This window comes from Streptomyces lincolnensis, assembly GCF_001685355.1.
Classification (GTDB): Bacteria; Actinomycetota; Actinomycetes; order Streptomycetales; family Streptomycetaceae; genus Streptomyces; species Streptomyces lincolnensis.
Genome location: NZ_CP016438.1, coordinates 3,757,678 through 3,779,428, shown reverse-complemented (window position 1 = coordinate 3,779,428; position 21,751 = coordinate 3,757,678). Strand labels below are relative to the sequence as shown.

The 21,751-nt window shown below is 71.9% G+C and carries 20 protein-coding genes; 6 read left to right on the top strand and 14 right to left on the bottom strand.

Translation table 11 applies throughout. The annotated features are described in order from the left end of the window. Nucleotides 1–41 precede the first annotated feature (41 nt). Both aroA and SLINC_RS16660 read left to right on the top strand, forming a co-directional pair. Complete coding sequence (gene aroA / locus SLINC_RS16665) at nt 42–1,274, top strand: 3-phosphoshikimate 1-carboxyvinyltransferase (RefSeq protein ID WP_067445419.1); 1,233 nt, start codon at nt 42–44, stop codon at nt 1,272–1,274. 10 nt (nt 1,275–1,284) lie between these two features. Then, on the top strand, nt 1,285–1,914 hold the full coding sequence (locus SLINC_RS16660; protein ID WP_067433111.1) for a GNAT family N-acetyltransferase: 630 nt from the start codon (nt 1,285–1,287) through the stop codon (nt 1,912–1,914). Nucleotides 1,915–1,956: 42 nt separating this feature from the next. Here the strand turns inward: SLINC_RS16660 and SLINC_RS16655 are convergent, their stop codons facing one another. The 6 genes from SLINC_RS16655 to SLINC_RS16630 form a co-directional block, all read right to left on the bottom strand. Beyond that, the gene (locus SLINC_RS16655; protein ID WP_067433103.1) at nt 1,957–3,189 is read right to left on the bottom strand and encodes an MFS transporter; all 1,233 of its coding nucleotides are present in this window, start codon (nt 3,187–3,189) and stop codon (nt 1,957–1,959) included. 153 nt (nt 3,190–3,342) lie between these two features. Further along, a complete protein-coding gene (locus SLINC_RS16650; protein WP_067433100.1) occupies nt 3,343–4,143 on the bottom strand; it encodes a sugar phosphate isomerase/epimerase family protein in 801 nt (266 codons plus the stop codon). 73 nt (nt 4,144–4,216) lie between these two features. Further along, nucleotides 4,217–5,149, bottom strand: coding sequence for a bifunctional helix-turn-helix transcriptional regulator/GNAT family N-acetyltransferase (locus SLINC_RS16645; protein WP_067433097.1), 933 nt, complete (start codon nt 5,147–5,149; stop codon nt 4,217–4,219). Nucleotides 5,150–5,213: 64 nt separating this feature from the next. After that, the gene (locus SLINC_RS16640) at nt 5,214–6,428 is read right to left on the bottom strand and encodes an FAD-dependent monooxygenase (RefSeq protein WP_067433094.1); all 1,215 of its coding nucleotides are present in this window, start codon (nt 6,426–6,428) and stop codon (nt 5,214–5,216) included. 3 nt (nt 6,429–6,431) lie between these two features. Beyond that, nucleotides 6,432–7,067: a dihydrofolate reductase family protein gene (locus tag SLINC_RS16635; RefSeq protein WP_067433091.1), complete on the bottom strand. Its 636-nt coding sequence runs from the start codon at nt 7,065–7,067 to the stop codon at nt 6,432–6,434. A gap of 96 nt (nt 7,068–7,163) precedes the next feature. Further along, nucleotides 7,164–8,465, bottom strand: coding sequence for an RNA-guided endonuclease InsQ/TnpB family protein (locus tag SLINC_RS16630; RefSeq protein ID WP_067433088.1), 1,302 nt, complete (start codon nt 8,463–8,465; stop codon nt 7,164–7,166). A 372-nt stretch (nt 8,466–8,837) separates the two neighbouring features. Between SLINC_RS16630 and cpt the strand changes: the two genes are divergently transcribed. Next, complete coding sequence (gene cpt, locus SLINC_RS16625; RefSeq protein ID WP_225988404.1) at nt 8,838–9,374, top strand: chloramphenicol phosphotransferase CPT; 537 nt, start codon at nt 8,838–8,840, stop codon at nt 9,372–9,374. Nucleotide 9,375: 1 nt separating this feature from the next. Here the strand turns inward: cpt and SLINC_RS16620 are convergent, their stop codons facing one another. Beyond that, nucleotides 9,376–9,981 carry an SMI1/KNR4 family protein gene (locus SLINC_RS16620; RefSeq protein WP_067433082.1) on the bottom strand — a complete coding sequence of 202 codons (606 nt, stop codon included), beginning with the start codon at nt 9,979–9,981 and terminating at the stop codon, nt 9,376–9,378. A gap of 115 nt (nt 9,982–10,096) precedes the next feature. Beyond that, nucleotides 10,097–11,143, bottom strand: a complete 1,047-nt coding sequence (locus SLINC_RS16615; protein WP_067433078.1) for a LacI family DNA-binding transcriptional regulator — start codon at nt 11,141–11,143, stop codon at nt 10,097–10,099. Between the two features lie 310 nt (nt 11,144–11,453). On the opposite strand from SLINC_RS16615, the gene SLINC_RS16610 reads away from it, so the two are divergent. From SLINC_RS16610 to SLINC_RS16600, 3 genes are read left to right on the top strand one after another with little or no spacing between them, the layout of a single operon-like run. Then, nucleotides 11,454–12,611, top strand: a complete 1,158-nt coding sequence (locus SLINC_RS16610) for a Gfo/Idh/MocA family protein (RefSeq protein WP_067433075.1) — start codon at nt 11,454–11,456, stop codon at nt 12,609–12,611. Beyond that, a complete protein-coding gene (locus SLINC_RS16605; RefSeq protein WP_067433072.1) occupies nt 12,608–13,762 on the top strand; it encodes a dihydrodipicolinate synthase family protein in 1,155 nt (384 codons plus the stop codon). Before SLINC_RS16610 ends, SLINC_RS16605 begins: the two co-directional genes overlap by 4 nt. 32 nt (nt 13,763–13,794) lie before the next feature. Next, nucleotides 13,795–14,592 (top strand): sugar phosphate isomerase/epimerase family protein, encoded by a 798-nt coding sequence (locus SLINC_RS16600; protein WP_067445418.1) that lies wholly within the window; start codon nt 13,795–13,797, stop codon nt 14,590–14,592. Between the two features lie 58 nt (nt 14,593–14,650). Here the strand turns inward: SLINC_RS16600 and SLINC_RS16595 are convergent, their stop codons facing one another. The 6 genes from SLINC_RS16595 to SLINC_RS16570 all read right to left on the bottom strand — a co-directional run bounded on the left by SLINC_RS16595 (nt 14,651) and on the right by SLINC_RS16570 (nt 21,622). Further along, a complete protein-coding gene (locus tag SLINC_RS16595; protein WP_067433068.1) occupies nt 14,651–15,496 on the bottom strand; it encodes a DUF1963 domain-containing protein in 846 nt (281 codons plus the stop codon). 245 nt (nt 15,497–15,741) lie between these two features. Further along, the gene (rbsD, locus tag SLINC_RS16590) at nt 15,742–16,131 is read right to left on the bottom strand and encodes a D-ribose pyranase (RefSeq protein WP_067433057.1); all 390 of its coding nucleotides are present in this window, start codon (nt 16,129–16,131) and stop codon (nt 15,742–15,744) included. After that, nucleotides 16,128–17,036, bottom strand: coding sequence for a ribokinase (locus SLINC_RS16585; RefSeq protein ID WP_067433053.1), 909 nt, complete (start codon nt 17,034–17,036; stop codon nt 16,128–16,130). Before SLINC_RS16585 ends, rbsD begins: the two co-directional genes overlap by 4 nt. A 104-nt stretch (nt 17,037–17,140) precedes the next feature. After that, a complete protein-coding gene (locus SLINC_RS16580) occupies nt 17,141–19,093 on the bottom strand; it encodes an ABC transporter permease/substrate-binding protein (RefSeq protein WP_067433050.1) in 1,953 nt (650 codons plus the stop codon). Next, nucleotides 19,083–20,609, bottom strand: coding sequence for a sugar ABC transporter ATP-binding protein (locus tag SLINC_RS16575; protein WP_067433047.1), 1,527 nt, complete (start codon nt 20,607–20,609; stop codon nt 19,083–19,085). Before SLINC_RS16575 ends, SLINC_RS16580 begins: the two co-directional genes overlap by 11 nt. Then, entirely contained in the window at nt 20,606–21,622 is a 1,017-nt protein-coding gene (locus tag SLINC_RS16570; protein ID WP_067433044.1) for a LacI family DNA-binding transcriptional regulator, read from the bottom strand. The genes SLINC_RS16575 and SLINC_RS16570 overlap by 4 nt, the downstream gene beginning before the upstream one ends. Nucleotides 21,623–21,751: the final 129 nt, after the last annotated feature.

The window sequence follows — 21,751 nt, the reverse complement described above, 5'->3', positions numbered from 1 at the left end:
GTCCCGGCGGTGCGGGCGGGCGTCGGGCGATCATGCGGGGCATGACCGTAGTGGAGATCCCCGGTTCCAAGTCCATCACCGCCCGCGCCCTGTTCCTGGCCGCCGCGGCCGACGGCGTCACCACCCTGGTGCGCCCGCTGCGTTCGGACGACACGGAGGGCTTCGCCGAGGGGCTGGCCCGGCTCGGCTACCGGGTGGGCCGGACACGGGACGCCTGGCAGGTCGACGGCCGCCCGCAGGGGCCGGCGGAGCCCGAGGCGGACGTGTACTGCCGGGACGGCGCCACCACGGCCCGCTTCCTGCCGACCCTGGCGGCGGCCGGCCACGGCACCTACCGCTTCGACGCCTCGCCCCAGATGCGCAGGCGCCCGCTGGGGCCGTTGAGCAGGGCCCTGCGCGACCTCGGTGTGGACCTGCGGCACGAGGAGGCCGAGGGGCACCACCCGCTGACCGTGACGGCCACCGGTGTCGAGGGCGGCGAGGTGACGCTGGACGCGGGCCAGTCCTCGCAGTACCTGACGGCGTTGCTGCTGCTGGGCCCGCTGACCCGCACGGGGCTGCGCGTCCTGGTCACCGACCTCGTCTCGGTGCCGTACGTGGAGATCACGATCGCGATGATGCGGGCCTTCGGGGCGGAGGTGACGAGGGAGGGGAACGTCTTCGTGGTCCCGCCCGGCGGCTACCGCGCCACGACCTACTCCATCGAGCCCGACGCCTCCACGGCGAGCTACTTCTTCGCCGCCGCGGCGGTCACCGGCGGCGAGGTCACCGTCCCCGGCCTCGGCGCGGACGCCCTCCAGGGCGACCTCGGCTTCGTGGACGTGCTGCGCCGGATGGGCGCGGAGGTCTCGGTCGGCCCGAACGGGACGACGGTCCGCGGCACCGGCGAACTGCGCGGCCTGACCGTCGCCATGCGGGACATCTCCGACACCATGCCGACCCTCGCCGCGATCGCTCCCTTCGCCTCCGGACCGGTGCGGATCGAGGACGTGGCGAACACCCGCGTCAAGGAGTGCGACCGCCTGGACGCCTGCGCGGAGAACCTGCGCCGGCTGGGCGTCGAGGTGGCGACCGGCCCCGACTGGATCGAGATCCGCCCCGGCGCTCCGCTGACGGGCGCGGAGATCACGTCCTACGGCGACCACCGCATCGTGATGTCCTTCGCGGTCACCGGGCTGCGGGTCCCCGGTATCTCGTTCGACGACCCCGGATGCGTCCGCAAGACTTTCCCCGGTTTCCACGAGGAGTTCGCCGCGCTGACCGCGGGGTGGTGAGGGGGCGAGGATGGGCTTCAAGCTGGCGGGACCGGTCCTGGAGGGCGAGTTGGTACGCCTGGAACCACTGGAGCGGCGACACGTGCCCGACCTGGCCGTGGCGGCCGAGGAGGACCGCGCCACCTACGCGTTCACCTGGGTACCCCGCGCCGACGAGGTCGAGGAATACGTCGACACGCAGCTCGCCCGCGCCGCCACGGGACGTCTCGCGCCGTACGCGCAGATCTCCGCCGCCACGGGCCGGGCGGTCGGGGCCACCTCCTACTGGGAACCGCGCTGCTGGCTCGCCGACGACCGGCTCGACGCCGTCGAGATCGGGTTCACCTGGCTCGCCGCCTCGGCCCAGGGCACCGGTGTCAACGCCGAGGCCAAGCTGCTCCTGCTCGGCAACGCCTTCGAGAAGTGGGGCGTCTCCCGTGTCGACCTGAAGACCGACGCACGTAACGAACGCTCCCGCGCGGCCATCGAGAGCGTCGGCGCCCGCTTCGAGGGCGTCCTGCGGAACTGGTCCCGCTCCTCGGCCCCGGGCGAGCAGGGCCGCCTCCGCGACTCCGCGATCTTCTCCATCACGGCCGAGGAGTGGCCGGAGCGCCGGGCGCGACTGGAGGAGCGGGTGGCGGGGTTCCGGGCACGACCGTAGGAGGTCCGCGTCACCCCGCTCGCCCGGACCCGGCCGCTACGGTCACGGTCCGCCCGTGGGGCCCTTCCGGAGTTCGGGCGTGCTCGCGCCCACGTAGGCGACCGCCAGCACGCACAGCAGGCCGCCCGTGACCAGGGCCGTCGCGCCCGAGGTCCAGCCGGCGACCAGGCCGCCGCGGAGGTTGCCCAGGTGCGGACCGGCCTGGCCGACGATCTGCTCGGCCGCGGTGACCCGGCCCAGGAGGGCGTCGGGGGTGCGGGTCTGCACGATCGTGGCCCGGGAGACCACCGACAGGGCGTCCGCGGCACCGGCCGCCACGAGCAGGGCGAGCGCCGGCCACGGGCGGGTCATCAGGCCGAAGAGGGCGAGGGCGACACCCCAGGCGGTCGCGCCGCAGAGCATCACCAGGCCGGGGCGGGCGAGCCGGGTGACCGACCCGGAGAAGGCGGACGCCGCGACACCGCCGACGGCGAGGGCGGAGAGGAACAGACCCAGCGTGCGCGGATCGCCGCCGAAGCGTTCGGCGTTGATCAGGGGGAAGAGACTCACCGGCATCGACAGGACGGTGGCGGCGAGGTCGGTGATCAGGGCGCCGCGCACCACCCGGTGCCGGGTCAGGAAGCGGAGCCCGTCCAGGACGCCGTGCAGTCCGGGCCGGGCCGGTTCGCCCTCGGGCGGCAGCGCGGGCAGGCCGAACGCGCCGTAGAACGCGCAGACGAAGGTCAGTGCGTCCACCAGGTAGCAGACGCCGACGCTCGTCCAGCCGAGGAGCAGACCGCCGAGCGCCGGGCCGACGAGCATCCCCGCCTGGGCCGTGACCTGGTTGAGGGCGAGGCCCGCGGCGACCTGCTCCCTGGGCAGCAGGCGGGGCAGGAACACCCCCGCCGCCGGGCCGCCCACCGCCCCGAAGGAGGACTGCGCGGCGACCAGGACGAGCACCCCGGCCACCGGCACACCCCCGGTGAAGCCCTGCACGGCGAGCAGCAGCGAGCAGACCGCCTGGCCGACGGTGGCGGCCAGGAAGATCCGGCGCCGGTCGCCCCGGTCCGCCCACGACCCCGCGAACAGACCGACGACCACCAGCGGCACCGCCTGGGCGAGCCCCACCGCACCGCTCCAGACCGTGCTGTGGGTCGTGTCCCACACCTGGAACATGACGGTGACCATCGTCATGAAGCTGCCCAGCACCGACACCGTGCGCCCGATCAGCAGCCGCCGGAAGACCGGGGACGTCCGCAGGGGCCGTACGTCGATCAACGTACGGGTGAGGCTCATGAGGGCATGGCGGGGCGCGGTACGGGCGGGTTCACGGCGGGGACGCTAACCGGCGGCCTCCGCACCGCACCACCGAATTACCGGCCGGCACACCGCTGAACCACCGTCCGCCGCGCCACCGGCCCACGGCCGCCGCGCCGCCGAACGGCCGGGTCAGGCCGAGTCGTTGAGCAGCCTCGCGAGGTGGTCGCGGCCCGCGGTCAGCAGGTCGGGCAGGGGTGCGGCGGCCTCGTACCACCGCTTCTCGTACTCCCAGCACAGCCAGCCGTCCCAGCCGTGCCGGGAGAGCACCTCCACGCAGTCGGCGAGCGGCAGGACGCCGGCGCCGAGGGGGAGGGGGGTGGTGTCGTCGGCCGAGGCGATGTCCTTGACCTGGACGTAGCCGAGATGCGGGGAGAGGGCGGCGTAGGACTCCGAGGGCTGCTCGCCGCCCAGCCAGGTGTGCATGACGTCCCAGAGCGAGCCGACGTGGCGGTGGCCGACCGGGCCCAGGATCCGGATCGCGTCGGCCCCGGTGCGGTGCGAGTCATGGGTTTCGAGCAGGATGCGTACGCCGAGGTCGGCCGCGTACTCCGCCGCCGTGCCCAGCCGCCGGGCGGCCGTGGCGTCGGCCTCCTGACGGCTCTGCTCGGTGCCGCCGCCGGGGAAGACCCGTACGAACGGGGCGCCCAGGTCGCGGGCGAGGTCCAGGAGCCGGCGGACCTCCTCGATCACGGGCTCGTCGTCGCCCGGGGCGGCCACCCGCGCGTACCCGGCGAGGCCCAGGAGCTCCACCCCCGCCGCCTTGAACTCGGCCGCCGCGTCCGCCCGTCGGGAGGAATCGATGCCGGGGTGGACCGGCTCCTCCGGATGGGCGCGCAGTTCGACGCCGTGATAGCCGTGCGTGGTCGCGAGCCGCAGCACGTCGGCGAGGGGGAGGCCGGGAACACCGAGAGTGGAGAACGCCAGTTTCATGACCTCTACTCTCACTCGCGCGCCCGCTCGGGTCCAGACGGGGGCCGGTGCGAGTCGCCCTCCTCCCGGTCCCTCACTCCGCCCTGTCCTGGAGGTCCAGCCGCCAGTCCTGGCCGTTGAGGTCCTTGCCGAAGGAGCGGTGGGGTTTCTCGCCGACGAGGACGAAACCGTGGCGCTGGTAGATCCGGCGGGCGGCGGCGAGCACGTCGTTGGTCCACAGGACGAGCTCGCGGTAGCCGACGCCCCGCGCGAAGTCGACGACGGCCGTGACGAGCCGGTCACCGATGCCGAGGCCCCGTGCCTCGGGCTCGACGATCAGCAGCCGCAGCCGGGCGGTGGCCGGGGCGTCGTCCCGTACGCACATCACGGCGCCCACCGGCCGTCCGTCCAGCTCGGCGATCCACACCCGCTCCAGATGCGGATCGTGGTCCTCCGCGAAGTCGGCGACGATCCGTGCCACCAGCCCCTCGTAGTCGGCGTTCCAGCCGTACTCGGCGGCGTACAGCGCGGCGTTGCGCTGCACGATCCAGCCGAGGTCACCGGGTCCCGGCCGGCGCAGTACGACGTCCTCGCGGCGGGGCGGCCGGCCGTCGGACAGCAGGTCGCGGACGGTCCGCATCGCCTCGGACAGCCGGGGCCGCTCGGCGGACGGGACGGTGGCCAACAGTGAGCCCACGGACTCGTTCGCCCGCTCGGCGAGCAGGACGGCGGTCTCCCGGCCCCGTGCGGTCAGGCTGACGTGCCGCCGCCGGGGGTCGCGGTGCGAGGTGGTGCGCTCGATCAGGCCGTCCTGCTCGAACTTGTTGAGGATGCGGCTCAAGTAGCCGGCGTCCAGGGACAGTTCGGTCCGCAGATCGGCCGCGTCCGTGCGCGGGGAGTGCGCGAGCTCGTACAGGACGCGGGACTCGGTGAGCGTGTAGGGGGCGTACAGGTGGCGGCTGTAGTCGAGGGCGCCGATGACGTTCGTGTAGAAGCGGTTGAAGGCGCGGATGTCCTGCACGGTCATGATCGTCGACCCCCGGATGGTTGACGCGGATGGTTGACTCAGTCAGAGGTTTCTCGGACTGAGCCTAGGCCGACGGGCGCCGCCCGTCCACGCTTTTGCCCACCGTCGGCTCGTCGGGGTCGAGCACGTCGACCGCCCAGGCGGTCGCGAAGGGCGGGAACCTGTTCCCGGCGGCGTGCGCCGCCATCCGGGCGTTCCGCGCCCGCGCCTCGGGACCGTCCGGCAGATGGTTCAGCTCCCCCTGCCGGGTGGAACCCGCCTGCACGCTGTTGGCGGTCCCGAACCGCCGGCGCGCGTACCGGTCGAGCGCCTCGGGCACCTCGTCCGGCGCCGCACCCGCGAGGACGTCGCCGAGCACACCCGCGTCCATGATCGCCTGCGCCGCGCCCTGGGCCTGGAACGGCACCATCGCGTGCGCGCTGTCGCCCAGCAGCGTCACCCGCCCGACGCCCCACCGGGTGAGCGGGGCGCGGGTGTGGATGCCGTAGCGGAGCATCTGCCCCGCACGGCCGAGGATCTTGAGGACCCGGTGGTCCCAGCCGTCGAACTGGCGCAGCTGCTCGCCCGGTTCGGCCAGCGCGGTCCACGACTCCGGCGCCGCCTGCGCCTCCACCACCCCCACGACGTTGAGCAGTTCCCCGCGGCGCACCCAGTAGTGGACGAAGTGCCGGCCCGGCCCGAGCCACAGGGCCACGTCCGGCAGGTCCAGGTCGGCCACCTCGGCGGCCGGGAGCAGCGCCCGGTAGGCGGCCGTACGGGAGAAGACCGCCTCGTCCGCGCCGAAGAGCCACTGCCGGGCCGCGGACCGGACGCCGTCGGCGGCGACGACCAGGTCCGCGCGCAGCCGCTCACTGCCCGCGATCGTCACGTACGCGGAGTGCTCGTCCTGGTCGACGCCCACGACGAGGGCGTTCAGCCGCACCGACCCGGCCGGTACCGCGGCGGCCAGGACCCGCTGGAGATCCGCCCGGTGCAGCAGCAGATAGGGCGCCCCGAACTCCTCCTCGACCTCACGGCCCAGGGTGTAGCGGCAGATCTCGCTCCCGTCCGACCAGGTGCGGTAGCTCAGCTCGGCGGGCCGGGCCGCCTCCGCCACGACCGCGTCCAGCAGCCCCAGCCGGCGCAGCACCCGCGTGGCGTTGGGCGCGAGCTGGATCCCGGCGCCGATCTCGGTGAACCGCGGCGTCTGCTCGACCAGGGTGACCTCCAGCCCGGCCCGGCGCATGCTCACGGCCGCGGCCAGCCCGCCGATGCCGCCCCCCACGACGATGGCGTCCATACGTCAGTCGGAGCCGGAGTCGGAGTCGGAGCCGGGGTCGGGCGTGGTGGTCGCCCTCCGGTACACGCACACCTGCGTGCCGGTCGGGGACGTGGCCGTGGACACCAGCTCGAAGGTGCTCTTCACACCGTCGTCCGGGAAGATCGACTTGCCGCCGCCGAGGACGACCGGCATCACCATGAGCCGCAGCTCGTCCACGAGCTCCTCGCTCATCAGCGTCCGAGCGAGCTCGGAACTGCCCGTGACCACCAGGTCCCGGCCCTCCCCGCTCTCCCGCAGCTTGCGCAGGTGCGCCAGGGCCTCGTCCCCCGGAATCAGCACGCTGTTGTTCCAGCTCAGCTCGCTATCCCTCAGCGTCCGGCTCACCACGTACTTCTTGATCGAGTTCATCCGGTCGGCGAAGGGATCCTCCGTCTGCTGCGGCCACGCCTTGGCCATCGCCTCCCACGTCCGCCGCCCGAACAGCAGCGCGTCCGCCTCCGCCAACGCCGCGTCCCACGACCCGCCGACCACCTCCGGGTCGAAGTACGGGTGCGTCCAGCCGCCGTGCGCGAACCCGCCGTCCGTGTCCTCCTTGGGGCCGCCGGGCGCCTGTACGACGCCGTCCAGGCTGATGAAAGCTGTGATCACGATGCGCATGGGAGTCTCCGGTTCCTCGCGGGAATGCTTGATCAGCAGGTACGGAAGTGCAGACCTTGGCGCGGTGCGGAACTCATCGTTGACATCCTCCCCCTCTTAAAAGAGGGGGATTCCAACCCAGGTGGGTTGAGGTTCACGGGCGCTCGAACGGCTGGTGGCCGTTGTCACCCCTCCGGCACCGGCTGTTCGCCGGGGGCGGGGGATCCCGCCCTGTCCTGCCGCGACGTTGATGCTTGCGTTGGTGTCCGCGTTGCAGGTGAAGCCGCAGGATATGCATGCGAAGTCGGCTTGGCTCTTGCGCGACTTCTTCTCGATCCATCCGCAGGCACTGCACCGCACAGAGGTGTAGGGGGCGGGAATGTCTTCGACCCGGCCGGAGGCCTTGTGCCCGGTGCGCTGCCGCAGCAGGCCCCAGCCCTGAGCGAGGATGCCCCGGTTGAGCCCGGCTTTCTGGGCCACGTTCTTGCCGGGCTGGTCGACGGTTCTTTTCGCCGAGCGGGTCATGTTCTTGATGTTCAGCTTCTCGAACCGGATCAGGTCGCATGTGCGGGCGAGCATGGTGCTGGTCTTCTCGCACCAGTCCTTACGCCGGTTCGCCTCCCTGGCTTTGAGGTTGGCCACCTTCGCATACCCGGCCGCCTTCTCGGGGCTGCCTTTCTCCGCCCGTGCTGCGCGCCGCTGGTGCTTGCGGACCTGAGCGCGTTCCTTGACGGTGAGCTGCGGGCAGTTCAGCGTGCGGCCGTCCGACAGGGCGGCCGTCACGGTCACGCCCCGGTCGATGCCGATGACCTCGCCCGTGCCGGGTGCGGGAATCGACTCAGGGATGACGGCGAAGGCGATGTGCCATTGCCCGTTGCGGAAGGTGACCCGGAACGTCTTCGCGTCGGGCAGCTGCGCGCCCTTGCCCCTGACGCTGAGCCGGAACCGCACCCAGCCGCAGCCGGGTACCTTGACCTGTGCCCACCGCCGGTTCAGCTTCTGCACCACGACCAACCGGCTCATGACCTGCTTGCTGGTCTTCGCGTTCAGCTTCGCCGTGCCGTCCTCATGGTGCTCGGGTACCCGGTCGGTGCCGATGACCCTAAAGCCCTCGTGACGGAACTTCTTGCGCCAGGTCGGCTCACCGAACCCGGAGGTGAAGCGGGCGTTCTTGGCCCTGGCGAAGTCCTTGAGCGCCTGCTGCTGCACATCCGCGTTCCCCGCGGCCAACCACTCGTTCTCGCGCCGGGCCTCGGTGAGCTGGCGGCACTGCTCCGCGAAACCGGGAGCGGCCTTGCGCCACCTGCGCCAGTGCGCGTGCTGCTCGACGGCGAGATTCCACACGTACCGGGCGTGCGCGCAGTGCGTGAGCATCTGCTCCGCCTGCTCGCGCGTCGGGTACATCCGGAAACGTGACATGCCGCGAACCTAGCCCGCGCGTTCCCCAATCGCGCACGCCATCGATCAACGCCACCCGTCCGAGTGACGGCTCCCGGCTGTCACCCCGCCCCACCGGGCCCTCAACTCCGAGTTGTGCACCCGCTTGAGGTCGGCCTCAGCGCCGTCTGGCCCAAGACGCCGAATCGCCCTGGCGGCGAATCGGCTTCCCCTGCCGCGCTACGCGGGAGCGGGCATTCACCCCGGCCCAGAAGGACCGGGCACCCTGCCCGGAAAGAAAGGTGGATCGAGATTACGACGGGCGGGGCGCCGATACCGCTGAACGTCCCCTTCCTCACCCCCCGTCGCGAAATCCGTTTCGTCCCCCGTCACGGGCGCCCCTACGGTGACGCGGTGACAACGACTCAGGTGATCCTTTTGAACGGCGGTTCCAGCTCGGGGAAGACGGGAATCGTCCGGTGCCTCCAAGCCGTCCTGCCGGACCCCTGGCTGGCCTTCGGCGTCGACTCCTTCGTCGAGGCACTGCCCGCCAAGCTGCACGACTCCGCCGACGGCATCACCTTCGCCCCCGACGGCGGCGTCCACGTCGGCCCCGCCTTCGCCGCCCTCGACGCCGCCTGGACCACCGGCATCGCCGCCATGGCCCACGCCGGCGCCCGCGTCATCGTCGACGACGTCTTCCTCGGCGGCCCCGCCTCCCGCCACCGCTGGGAACGGGCCCTCCACGGCCTTGCCGTCCTCTGGGTCGGCGTCCACTGCGCCCCCGCCACCGCCACCGCCCGCGAAATCGCCCGCGGCGACCGCGTCCAGGGCATGGCCGCGTCCCAGGCCCACGTGGTCCATCAGGGGCTCACCTACGACGTTGAGGTCGACACCACGCACACGGAGTCCTTGACGTGTGCGGAGACGATCGCGGCGCGCGTGGGCTGACCTACTGCGGGGGGCGGGTGTGCCACTCGAGCATCCGCCCCCCGTACAGCACGGGAACGCGCGGTACGGAGGTCACCGGAGTGCCGTTCTCCACGGAGTCGCACAGATCCACGAGCATGAGATCCATCCGCGGCCACAGCAGGCGGTACTCGGGATCGCCGAACGACATCTCCCCGATCTCTCCGCGGTGATGATGCCGATGGTCCACGAACAGCAGATCGCCGGAGATGTTCCGGGCGAGGGGAACCCATTGGCTGTCGGCGATGCGGCCGACGACCAGGTCCTCCTCACCCTCCTCGCGGGCGTCCTCCACCATCGAGACGAGATCCCGATGAGCTTCCAGGATTCCGTCGACGTCCAGGAGGCTGTAGCCGAGGAGAAAGGCTCCCGGGTCTGTACTGGCCCTCCGCGGGGTGACGCCGTTGTGCATGGCGAGGGTTGTCCTCACATCCTCATGGAGAGGGAAGCCGAGGCTGTCCTCCAGGCGCTTTGTCTCGCCGTTCGGACAGCCCGGCCGCAAGGAGCCATGGTCTCCGGGAGCATGCTCGACCAGCCAGTTGTCGAAGCGCTGCCACAATTCGGTGAGATCGGGTATTCCGCCAGCCATGACCGACTCTCTACCACCTGGTGGTCAATCTTCAGGCCATGCGAGTGCATCCTTCTTCGCAAATACGCGCTGAAGCGCACCCCGCACTCCGCCCCCCGCACCCCAACAGCCCCCGTCAACCCCGCGGCCCCCCAGAAGACCCCCGAACCATCAGCTCCCCCCGAACCGTCGCGATCCCCCCCGGCGGCGGCTCCTCCCGCCCCATCGCGATCCGCCCCGCCCGAGCCCCCGCCTCCGCGAGAGGCAACCGCACCGTCGTCAACGCCGGCACCGCGTCCACGCTGAACGGCAGATCGTCGAACCCGGCGACGGAGACGTCCTCCGGAATCCGCAGCCCGGAATCCCGCAGCGCCGCACACGCCCCCAGCGCGACGGAGTCGTTCGCGGCGACGACGGCGGTCAACGACGGATCCCGCCGCAGCAGCTCCAGCGTGGCGTCGTAGCCGGACTGCCGGTCGTAGCGCCCCCACACGGTCCACCGGGGATCCTCGGTGATCCCGTGGGCGTCGAGGGCCGCCCGATGCCCCTCCAGCCGGTGCCGCGTGGTCGTGCGCTCCTCGGGTCCGGCGATGTAGCCGAGCCGACGGTGCCCCAGCCCGATGAGGTGCTCGGTCAGCTCCCGCCCGCCCCCGCGGTTGTCGAAGGTCAGCGCGAAGGCCCCGGTCTCCGGCGCCGGCGGCCGCCCGCACAGCACGATCCGGGTCCCCGCCTCCGCCAGCTTCCGCAGCTTCGCCGACATGGCCTTCTGATGCGGCTCGTCCTCCACCGCCCCGCCGGTCAGGACGACCGCCGCGGCCCGCTGCCGCTGCAGCAGGGTCAGATACGTCAGCTCCCGCTCGGGAGAACCCCCCGTGTTGCACACGACCGCCAGCCGCTCACCCCCGGCCCGCCCGCCCGGCCCCCCGATCTCCGACTGGATCGCCCCCGCCATGATCCCGAAGAAGGGGTCGGCGATGTCGTTGACGAGAATCCCCACCAGGTCGGACGTGGCCGCCGCCAGCGCGCTCGCCGGCCCGTTCAGCACGTAGTCCAGCTCGTCCACGGCGCGCAGCACCCGCTCGCGGGTGGAAGCGGCCACGGGATAGTTCCCGTTCAGCACGCGCGACACCGTCGCGGGCGAGACCTGCGCGCGGGCCGCCACGTCCGCCAGGGTCACCGTCATCTCGTCGTCCTCCGGTCGCGCATCTCGTCGTACCTCGGTACCTCGTCGTACGTCGTCATCCACAGATCTGAAGCCCGCACCGGTTCCCACGATCGGAAAGCCGGGCAGGAGCCGATCACGTGTCGACCAGACCCTAAAGCCCCGACCCCCCGTTGTTCGCCCCCTCGAACAACTCAACCCCGTCACGCTCTTGTCCAGACCGCTGCTCAGAGGCTAGCTTCTTCGTAGATAGAAAGCGCTTGCTGTAACGCTCATCAGTGGAGCGTGCGCGGCGCGCACAACCGCGTACGACTCCTACGAAGGGACTGACGTGACACGCAAGACGGTGCGAATCGCCATGAACGGTGTGACCGGGCGCATGGGCTACCGCCAGCACCTGGTCCGCTCCATCCTGGCCCTCCGCGAGCAGGGCGGCCTCGACCTCGGCGACGGCACCGTGCTGTGGCCCGAGCCGATCCTGGTCGGCCGCCGCGAGCACGCCCTCAAGGCACTCGCCGAGCAGCACGGCCTGGACCCGGCGAACATCTCCACGGACGTCGACGCGGTCCTCGCCGACCCGACCGTCGAGATCTACTTCGACGCCCAGGTCACCTCCGCCCGCGAGGAGGCGATCAAGAAGGCGATCGCCGCGGGCAAGCACATCTACACCGAGAAGCCCACCGCCACCGGTCTCGACGGCGCCCTGGAGCTGGCGAGGCTGGCCGCCGCGGCCGGCATCAAGCACGGCGTGGTCCAGGACAAGCTGTTCCTGCCGGGCCTGCTCAAGCTCAAGCGCCTCATCGACGGCGGCTTCTTCGGCCGCATCCTCTCGATCCGCGGCGAGTTCGGCTACTGGGTCTTCGAGGGCGACTGGCAGACCGCCCAGCGCCCCTCCTGGAACTACCGCGCCGAGGACGGCGGTGGCATCGTTGTCGACATGTTCCCGCACTGGGAGTACGTGCTGCACGAGCTGTTCGGCCGCGTGAAGTCCGTCCAGGCCCTCACCGCCACCCACATCCCGCAGCGCTGGGACGAGAACGACAAGCCCTACGACGCCACGGCGGACGACGCGGCGTACGGCGTCTTCGAACTCGAAGGCGGCGCCATCGCCCAGATCAACTCCTCCTGGGCGGTCCGCGTCAACCGCGACGAACTCGTCGAGTTCCAGGTCGACGGCACCGAGGGCTCCGCGGTCGCCGGTCTGCGCAACTGCCGTGTCCAGCACCGCAGCGCCACCCCCAAGCCGGTCTGGAACCCGGACATCCCCGCCACCGAGGTCTTCCGCGACCAGTGGCAGGAGGTGCCCGACAACGCCGAGTTCGACAACGGCTTCAAGGCCCAGTGGGAGCTGTTCCTGAGGCACGTCTACGCCGACGCCCCCTACCACTGGGACCTCCTCGCCGGCGCCCGCGGCGTCCAGCTCGCCGAGCTGGGCCTGAGGTCCTCGGCCGAGGGCCGCCGTCTCGACGTACCGGAGGTCTCCCTGTGACCGTCCGACTCCCCGACCCCGAGGGGGGCTTCCGCGTCTACGAGCCCCGGCAGGAGCCCCTCGCCGTCACCTCCGGCACCCCCCTCACCTCCCGTACGGTCTTCTCGGCGGCGCATGTCGTCGCGGACCCGTTCGCCGACACCACCCCGGACTCCCCGGCGGCCGTCGACTGGGACGCCACCCTCGCCTTCCGCCGCCACCTGTGGTCGCACGGCCTCGGTGTCGCCGAGGCGATGGACACCGCCCAGCGCGGCATGGGCCTGGACTGGGCGGGCGCGGCCGAGCTGATCCGCCGGTCCGCCGCCGAGGCCAGGTCGGTCGGCGGCCTCATCGCCTGCGGCGTCGGCACCGACCAGCTGACCGGCCCGGCGACCCTGGACGAGGTCCGCGCGGCCTACGAGGAGCAGCTGGCCCTCGTCGAGGAGTCCGGCGCCCAGGCGATCCTGATGGCCTCCCGCGCCCTCGCGGCGGCGGCCAAGGGCCCCGAGGACTACCTGGAGGTCTACGGGCACCTGCTGCGCCAGGCCGCCGAACCGGTCGTCCTGCACTGGCTCGGCCCGATGTTCGACCCGGCGCTGGAGGGCTACTGGGGCTCGTCCGACCTGGACGCGGCCACGGACACCTTCCTGGAGGTCATCGCCGCGCACCCGGACAAGGTGGACGGCATCAAGGTCTCCCTGCTGGAGGCCCAGCGGGAGATCGACATCCGCCGCCGCCTGCCCGAGGGCGTCCGCTGCTACACGGGCGACGACTTCAACTACCCCGAGCTGATCGCGGGCGACGAGAAGGGCTTCAGCCACGCCCTGCTCGGCATCTTCGATCCGCTGGGCCCGCTGGCGGCCGAGGCGGTGCGCGTCCTGGACACGGGCGACACGGCGGGCTTCCGCGAACTCCTCGACCCCACGGTCGAGTTGTCCCGCCACCTCTTCCAGGCGCCGACCCGCTTCTACAAGACGGGCGTGGTGTTCCTGGCGTGGCTCGCGGGCCACCAGTCCCACTTCACGATGGTCGGCGGCCTCCAGTCGGCCCGCTCGCTGCCGCACTTCGCCCGCGCCTACGAACTCGCCGACGGACTGGGCCTGTTCCCAGACCCGAAGCTGGCGGAGGAGCGCATGAAGAACCTGCTCTCGCTGTACGGGGTGGACCAGTGACCGGCGACCTCTCCCGTTTCTCCATCAACCAGATGACGGTCAAGCAGCTGTCGCTGCCGGAACTGGTCGACACCTGCCGCGAGCTGGGCGTCGGCAACGTCGGCCTGTGGCGCGAGCCCGTCCAGTCGTACGGCGTGGAGGAGACGGCGAAACTGGTCCGCGACGCGGGCCTGACCGTCACCACCCTGTGCCGGGGCGGCTTCTTCACGGCGATCGACCCCGAGGAGCGGGCCGCGGCCCTGGCCGACAACCGCCGTGCCATCGACGAGGCGGCCACGCTCGGCACGGACACCCTCGTCCTGGTCTCCGGCGGCCTCCCGGCCGGCTCCAAGGACCTGCACGGCGCGCGCGAGCGGATCGCCGACGCGCTCGCCGAGCTGGGCCCCTACGCGGAGTCGAACGGCGTCCGACTGGCCATCGAGCCGCTGCACCCCATGTACGCCTCCGACCGCTGCGTGGTCTCCACCCTCGCCCAGGCCCTCGACATCGCGGAGCGCTTCCCCGCGCAGCAGGTCGGCGTGACCGTGGACACCTACCACATCTGGTGGGACGACCACGCGCCCGCGCAGATCGCCCGCGCGGGCGCCGGCGGCCGTATCCACACCTTCCAGCTCGCCGACTGGACGACCCCGCTGCCCGAGGGCGTCCTGACCGGCCGCGGACAGATCGGCGACGGCTCGATCGACATGCGTGAGTGGCAGCGCCATGTCGAGGCGGCCGGCTACACCGGCGCCATCGAGGTCGAGCTCTTCAACGACGTCCTGTGGGCCCGCGACGGCCGCGAGGTCCTCGCCGAGACCGCCGAACGGTTCGTGGCCCACACGGACTGATCAGCGGTGCCGGCCTCGTCCGCAGCCCCATTCCGTCACGGACGGGATGGGGCTGCGGTCACGGATTCCAGAAGACCGAGGTGAACGCGCGGTCGAAGCGGTGCGCGGCCAGGTCCCCGCGTCGGATCACCCAGTGGACGGTGGCGCCCTCCTGGCCCGTGATGTCGGGGGACCAGTCCGCGAGCAGCACCCAGTCGGCGACCTCTTCCAGGGCCGGTCGGGCCCGGCCCGTCGCGCGGGCCACGGCGGTGGCGACCGGGTCGACGTCGACGGCCTCCTGCGAGGCGTATCCGCCGAGCTGGAGCGGCCCCGAGGCGGCTATGTCGTCGTACGTCTCGTCCCACACCTCGGCCAGTTCCTCGGCGTGGGGATGGCCGGGCAGCACATCGGCGTACGGGGGTTCGGGGAGTTCGACCAGGTGGTGGTAGGGCAGGGAGACCTCGGCCGTCGCCCGCAGCGGTTCCTCCGGGAACCGCTCGAACACCTCCCGGTACTCGTCGATCTCGTACAGGGGCCAGGCGTCCTTGTCCCGCTCCGTCACGGCCGCATCGGCGGGGACGTACAGCACGTGCCCCATGTCGGCGCCGCCGCCCTCGTCCTCGGGGTAGGCGAACAGCAGCAGCCGGCCGTCGGCCGGCAGAGGGAGGTCCGTGGCGTCGGCGGGCAGGGCCGCGAGGTCGAGGGAGGCGACGAAGGGGTGGGAGGGATGCGGGGTGCCGACGGGAAGCAGCAGCGGACCACCGAACCGGCCCACGACCGGCCCGTCCCCGTCCCCGTCCTTCGCCAGGATCGCGCAGGGACGGGCGGTGTCCATCCACCGCTCCACCTCGTCGACCGGGATCCCACGCGCGAGCGCCTTGTCACGGAAGGGACCCAGCCGGCCCCGCGTCTCCTCAGGAGTCATGAGGAAAACGTAGAGGCCGCCACTGACACCCGGGCCGCCTCAGGCGGTCGCGAAAAAAATCCGGAGAAGGCGTACAACCCTCCGCCCACCTCGCGGGTCGTACGTGGCATCAGGGCTCTTCGGAGGGGGATCTGGGGGGATCGGGGTTCTGGTACGGAGGGGAAAACCCGAGGGGGCCCGGTCGACGGACCGGGCCCCCTCGAAGCTTTCCGGGGGCCTGCGCGGGGCCTGCCGCGCAGGGACTGCTAGAAGAACACCCCGCACCGCAGCAGCACGTTCGCGTACGGCCGGGCCTCGCCCGTGCGGACGACCAGCCGCGCGCCGGCCGACAGCTCCTTGAGCTTCTCGTGGGAGACGAGGCGCAGTTCGGGGAAGTGCCCGTCCAGCAGGTCCGAGGCCGCCGCGTTCGCCTCCCGCACCTCGCTCGCCGCCGTCGCGCCCTCCACCACCAGCTCGGCCAGCAGGCCCTCCACCACCTCGGCGAAGGACGGCACCCCGGCCCGGAACGCCAGGTCGACGACGCGCGGCCCGTCGGGTATCGGCATCCCGGCGTCGCACACCAGCACCCCGTCCCCGTGCCCCAGCTCGGCCAGCGCCCCGGACAGATGACGGTTCAGGATTCCGGCCCTCTTCACAGCGCGCCGACCTCCTCCGCCGTCGGGAACGAGTCCTGCGCCCCCCGCCGGGTGACGGCCGCCGCCCCGACCCGGGAGGCGTACGCCGCCGCCTCTTCGAGGGACGCGCCCGCGCCCAGCCGCCAGGCCAGCGCCGCGGTGAACGCGTCGCCCGCCCCGGTGGTGTCCACGGCGTCCACCGCGACGGCGGCGATCCGGGTCACCCCCTCGCCGGAGGCGACCAGCGAGCCCTCGGCGCCGAGCGTGATCACCACCGACCGCGGGCCCTTGGCCAGCAGCAGCCGCGCCCAGTCCGCGGGTTCGTCGCTCACCCCGGCCGCGCCCTCGCCCAGGATCACCTTCGCCTCGTGCTCGTTGACGATCAGCGGGTCGCAGGCGGCCAGGACCTCGGCGGGCAGCCGTCGCGGAGGCGAGGGGTTCAGCACGAAACGACTGTCCGGCGCGAGACTGCGGACGACCTCCTCGACCGTCTCCAACGGGATCTCCAGCTGGGCCGAGACCACGCGCGAGGCATGGAAGAGGCTCCCCGCGGCCGCCACGTCCTCGGGCGTCAGCCGCCCGTTGGCGCCTGGCGAGACCACGATGCTGTTGTCCCCCGACGGATCCACCGTGATCAGCGCGACCCCGGTCGGCGCCCCGCCCACCAGCACCCCCACCGTGTCCACGCCGGCCGCCCGCTGCGAGTCCAGCAGCAGCCGCCCGTGCGCGTCGTCGCCGACCCGGGCCAGCAGCGCCGTACGGGCGCCGAGCCGGGCGGCCGCGACCGCCTGGTTGGCGCCCTTGCCGCCCGGATGGGTGACCAGGTCGGACCCGAGCACCGTCTCACCCGCCCCCGGCCGCCGCTCGACACCGATCACCAGGTCGGCGTTGGCCGACCCCACGACCAGAAGGTCGTAGTCGTACATGAGAGTGCTCCCCTGATAGTCCCCGTGAGTGAACCCCGTGCGCGACGTGCGGCGGGCGGCACCGGAAGGAGTCACGTTCCGGAAGACCGCCCGCCCCTCACGTCTCAGCCCGTGAAGCCGGCCACGTTCTCCTTCGTCACCACCTTCACCGGCACCATCACCGACTTCGCGACCTTCTCGTCCTCGGCCGTTTTGACAGCGTTCTGTACCGCGATCCGGCCGAGTTCCGTCGGCTGCTGCGCCACCGACGCGTACAGCGTGCCCGCCTTGACGGCCGTCAGGCCGTCCGCGGTTCCGTCGAAGCCGATGACCTGGACGGACTTGCCGGCCTTGGCACCCAGCGCCTTGATCGCGCCGAGCGCCATCTCGTCGTTCTCCGCGAAGACACCGTCGATGTCCGGGTGGGCCTGCATCAGGTTGGTCATGACGTCCAGGCCCTTGGTGCGGTCCCAGTCGGCGGGCTGCCTGGCGACCACCTTGATGCCCGGGTAGGCCTTCAGCCCCTCGGCGAAGCCCGCGCCGCGCTCCCGGCTGGCGGAGGTGCCGGCCATGCCCTGGAGGATCGCGATCCTGCCCCGGCCGCCCAGCTTCTCGGCGAGTTCCCTGGCCGCGAGCTTGCCGCCGGTGACGTTGTCCGAGGCGACGAACGACACGCTGTCCGCGTTGTTCACCGAGCGGTCGACGGCGATCAGCGGGGTGCCGGTCTTGTTCACGGCCTTCGCCGCCGGGCTGACGGCGTCCGAGTCGACGGCGTTGACGATGATCACGTCGAGCCCCGAACTGGTGAAGTTCTGGAGCTGGTTGGCCTGCTGCGACGCGTCGTTCTGGGCGTCGGTGACGGTGAGGTCCACCCCCAGTTTCTTCGCCTCGGCCTGGGCGCCCGCCCGCAGCGACACATAGAAGGGGTTGTTCAGCGTGGAGATGGCGAGCCCCACCCTCGGGGTCGTCGAGCCCGAACCGCCGTTGTGCAGCAGCGAGGTCGCGCCGATGACGGCCACGGTCACCACGGCCGCGAGCCCGTACGTCGCCGCCTGCCTGCCCTTGCCACCGCCGCCGAGGCCCGAGGCCACCGGGGTCGTCGCGCCCGCCTTGCGGCGCACCGTGTCCAGCAGCACCGCCAGCGCGATGACGACACCGATCACGACCTGCTGCCAGAAGGTGGACACGTTGAGCAGGTTGAGGCCGTTGCGCAGCACCGCCAGGATCAGCGCGCCGATCAGCGTGCCGGACGCCTTGCCGGTGCCGCCCGCGAGTGAGGCACCGCCGATGACGACCGCGGCGATCGCGTCCAGCTCGTAGCCGTTGGCGGCCTGCGGCTGCGCCGAGGAGAGCCGGGCCGCCAGCACGATGCCGGCGACAGCCGCGAACAGGCCCGACAGGGCGTAGACGACCAGCTTCTGCCGGGACACCCGCAGCCCGGACAGGCGTGCGGCCTCCTCGTTGCCGCCGATCGCGTACATGGACCGGCCGATGTACGTCTTTCCGAGCACGAAGGCCGCGACGAGCCCCATGACGATCATGACCAGCACCGGTACCGGCAGCCAGTCGCCGAGGGTGTCGCCGAGGTGGGAGACCGAGTCGGGGAAGGGGATCGGGTTGCCGCCGGAGATCACCAGGGACAGACCGCGGCCCACCGACAGCATGGCGAGCGTCGCGATGAACGGCGGCAGCTTGCCGTAGGCGATCAGGAAACCGTTGACCAGCCCGGCCGCGATGCCGACGACGACCGCCAGGACCACCGCGAGGGCGACCGGGACACCGTGGTCGGCGGCGCTCCAGGCCAGCACGGTCGCGGAGAGGGCGGCCACCGAGCCGACCGACAGGTCGATGCCCGCCGAGACGATCACGAAGGTGACGCCGAAGGCGAGAATGGCCGTCACGGCGGCCTGGACGCCGATGTTGAGGAGGTTGTCGGCCGTCAGGAAGTTCCCCGACAGCGCCGACAGCGCGACGACGAGGACGATCAGCGCGGTGAGCGCGCCGTTGTCGAGCAGGAGCCGGCGCAGCCCCGAGGCGCCACCCGCGCCCGTCGTGCTCTTGAGCGTGTCAGTGGCCACGGGGGGCCTCCTTCTGGTTCTTCACTGTGTTCGTGCTGACGGCGAGTGCCATCACGGCGTCCTGCGTGGCCTCGTCGGCGGAGAGTTCGCCCGCGATCCGGCCCTGGGCCATCACCAGCACCCGGTCGCTCATGCCGAGCACCTCGGGAAGGTCGCTGGAGATCATCAGGACGGCCGCACCGGCCGCGGTGAGTTCGTTGACGAGCTGGTAGATCTCGACCTTGGCGCCGACGTCGATCCCGCGCGTCGGCTCGTCGAGGATGAGCACCCTGGTGTCGGCGAGCAGCCACTTGCCGATGACGACCTTCTGCTGGTTGCCGCCGGACAGGGTCCGCACGTGCTGGCCGAGACCGGCCATCCGCACGCCGAGCTGCCCGGCGATCCGCGCGGCCGCCTCACGCTGGCCCTTGAGGTCGACGATTCCGCCGCGGGTGGCCGACCGCATGGTCACCAGCCCGAGGTTCTCCTCGACGGACTGGTCGAGCACCAGCCCCTGGCCCTTGCGGTCCTCGGGGATGAGCCCGATGCCGGCCGCCATGGCGGAGGTGACGTCATGTCCCTTCAGGGGCGCCCCGGAGACCTTCACCGTGCCCCTGTCGTACGGGTCGGCCCCGAAGACCGCCCGCACCACCTCCGTACGGCCCGCCCCGACGAGCCCCGCGATGCCGACGACCTCACCGGCGTGCACCTCGAAGCTGATGTCGTGGAAGACACCGTCGCGGGTCAGGCCCTCGACGGAGAGCAACGCGGCACCGGTGTCGGCCCGTTCGCGCGGGTACTGCTGCTCGATCGAGCGGCCCACCATCAGGCGGACGAGCTCGTCCTCGGAGGTGGAGGCCGGGACCTCTCCGACGGACTTCCCGTCCCGGATGACCGTGACCCGGTCGCCCAGGGCGGCGATCTCCTCCAGATGGTGCGTGATGAACACGATGCCGACGCCGTCCTCGCGCAGCGTGCGCACGATCGCGAAGAGCTTGTCCACCTCCTCGGAGGTGAGCACGGCGGTCGGCTCGTCCATGATCAGCACGCGCGCGTTCAGACTCAGCGCCTTGGCGATCTCGACCATCTGGAGGCGCGCGATACCGAGTTCACGCACCCGCGCGCGGGGCGAGACGTTCACACCCACCCGCGCGAGCAGGACCTCGGCGTCGGCCTCCATCCTCTTGCGGTCGATCACGCCGAAGCGGCGCGGCTGCCGGCCCAGGAAGATGTTCTCGGCGACCGTGAGGTCGGGGACGAGGTTGAACTCCTGGTAGATGGTGGCGATCCCGAGGCGTTCGGAGTCCTGCGCGCCGTGGATGCGCGTCTCCTCGCCGTCGACCAGGATCCGCCCGGCGTCGGGTGTGTAGGCGCCGGAGAGCATCTTGATGAGCGTGCTCTTGCCCGCGCCGTTCTCACCGAGCAGCACATGCACCTCGCCGCGGCGCAGACCGAAGTCCACGCCGTCCAGCGCGACCACGCCCGGGAAGGTCTTCCGTATGCCCTCGATGCGCAGCAACTCGTCCGGGTCGCTCACGGCTTACTCCTGTTCTCGGTGGCGTCCTCGCCGCACGAACGACGTACGACGAGACGGGCGGGGAGGGTGACGGGCTCGGGGGGCCGTCCCTCGATGCGGTCCACCAGCGCGCGCACGGCGGCGCGCCCCAGCTCGCCCGTGGGCTGGGCGATCGCGGTGATCGGCGGATCGGTGTGCACGAACCAGGGGATGTCGTCGAACGCGGCCAGCGCGATGTCGTCCGGGACGCGCATCCCGCGCGCGCGTACGGCGTCCAGCGCGCCGAGCGCCATCAGGTTGTCGGCCGCGAACACGACCTCGGGCGGCTCGGGCAGGTCGAGGAAGCCCTCGGTGACCCGGCGTCCGCTGTCGGCCTGGAAGTCGCCCTGTCCGATGTAGACGTCGGGCAGGTCGAGACCGCAGGCGTGCAGCGCCTCCCGGAAGGCCGCCACCCGCTCCTGGCCGGTCGTGGTGGCGGCGGGTCCCGCGATGATGGCGAGCCTGCGGTGCCCCAGCCCGTGCAGATGGGCCACGAGATCCCGCACGGCCTCCCGCCCGTCCGCGCGCACCACCGGCACGTCCACGCCCGGGATCCACCGGTCCACGAACACCATCGGCGTCCCGGCCCGTGCGGCGTCCAGCATCAGCGGGGAGCCGCCGTCGGTGGGGGAGACGAGGAGTCCGTCGATACGGCGGTCCAGCAGGTTCCGTACGTGATGGTCCTGGAGGTCGGGCCGCTCGTCGGCGTTGCCGATGATGACGCTGTAGCCCAGCGCGCGGGCCTCCTCCTCGACGGAGCGGGCCAGCTCGGTGAAGTAGGGGTTCATCACGTCGCTGATGACCAGGCCGAGGGTGTGGGTCTGGTCGGTGCGCAGGGAGCGGGCGACGGCGTTCGGGCGGTAGCCCAGCGCCTCGACGGCGGCCAGCACGCGCGTGCGTGCCTCCGCGCTGACCGACGGATGGTCGTTCAGGACACGCGAGACCGTGGCGACGGAAACGCCCGCCTCGGCAGCGACGTCCTTGATGCTCGCCATCGCCGCTCCACCTCCTTGTGGATCGTTCGTGGAATCGATTACACCGATACCTACGGAGAGGATTGGAATCGATTACACGCCCCGGACGCAAGCCCCTGAGACCGGATCGTGATGAGGCCGCCGCCGGGG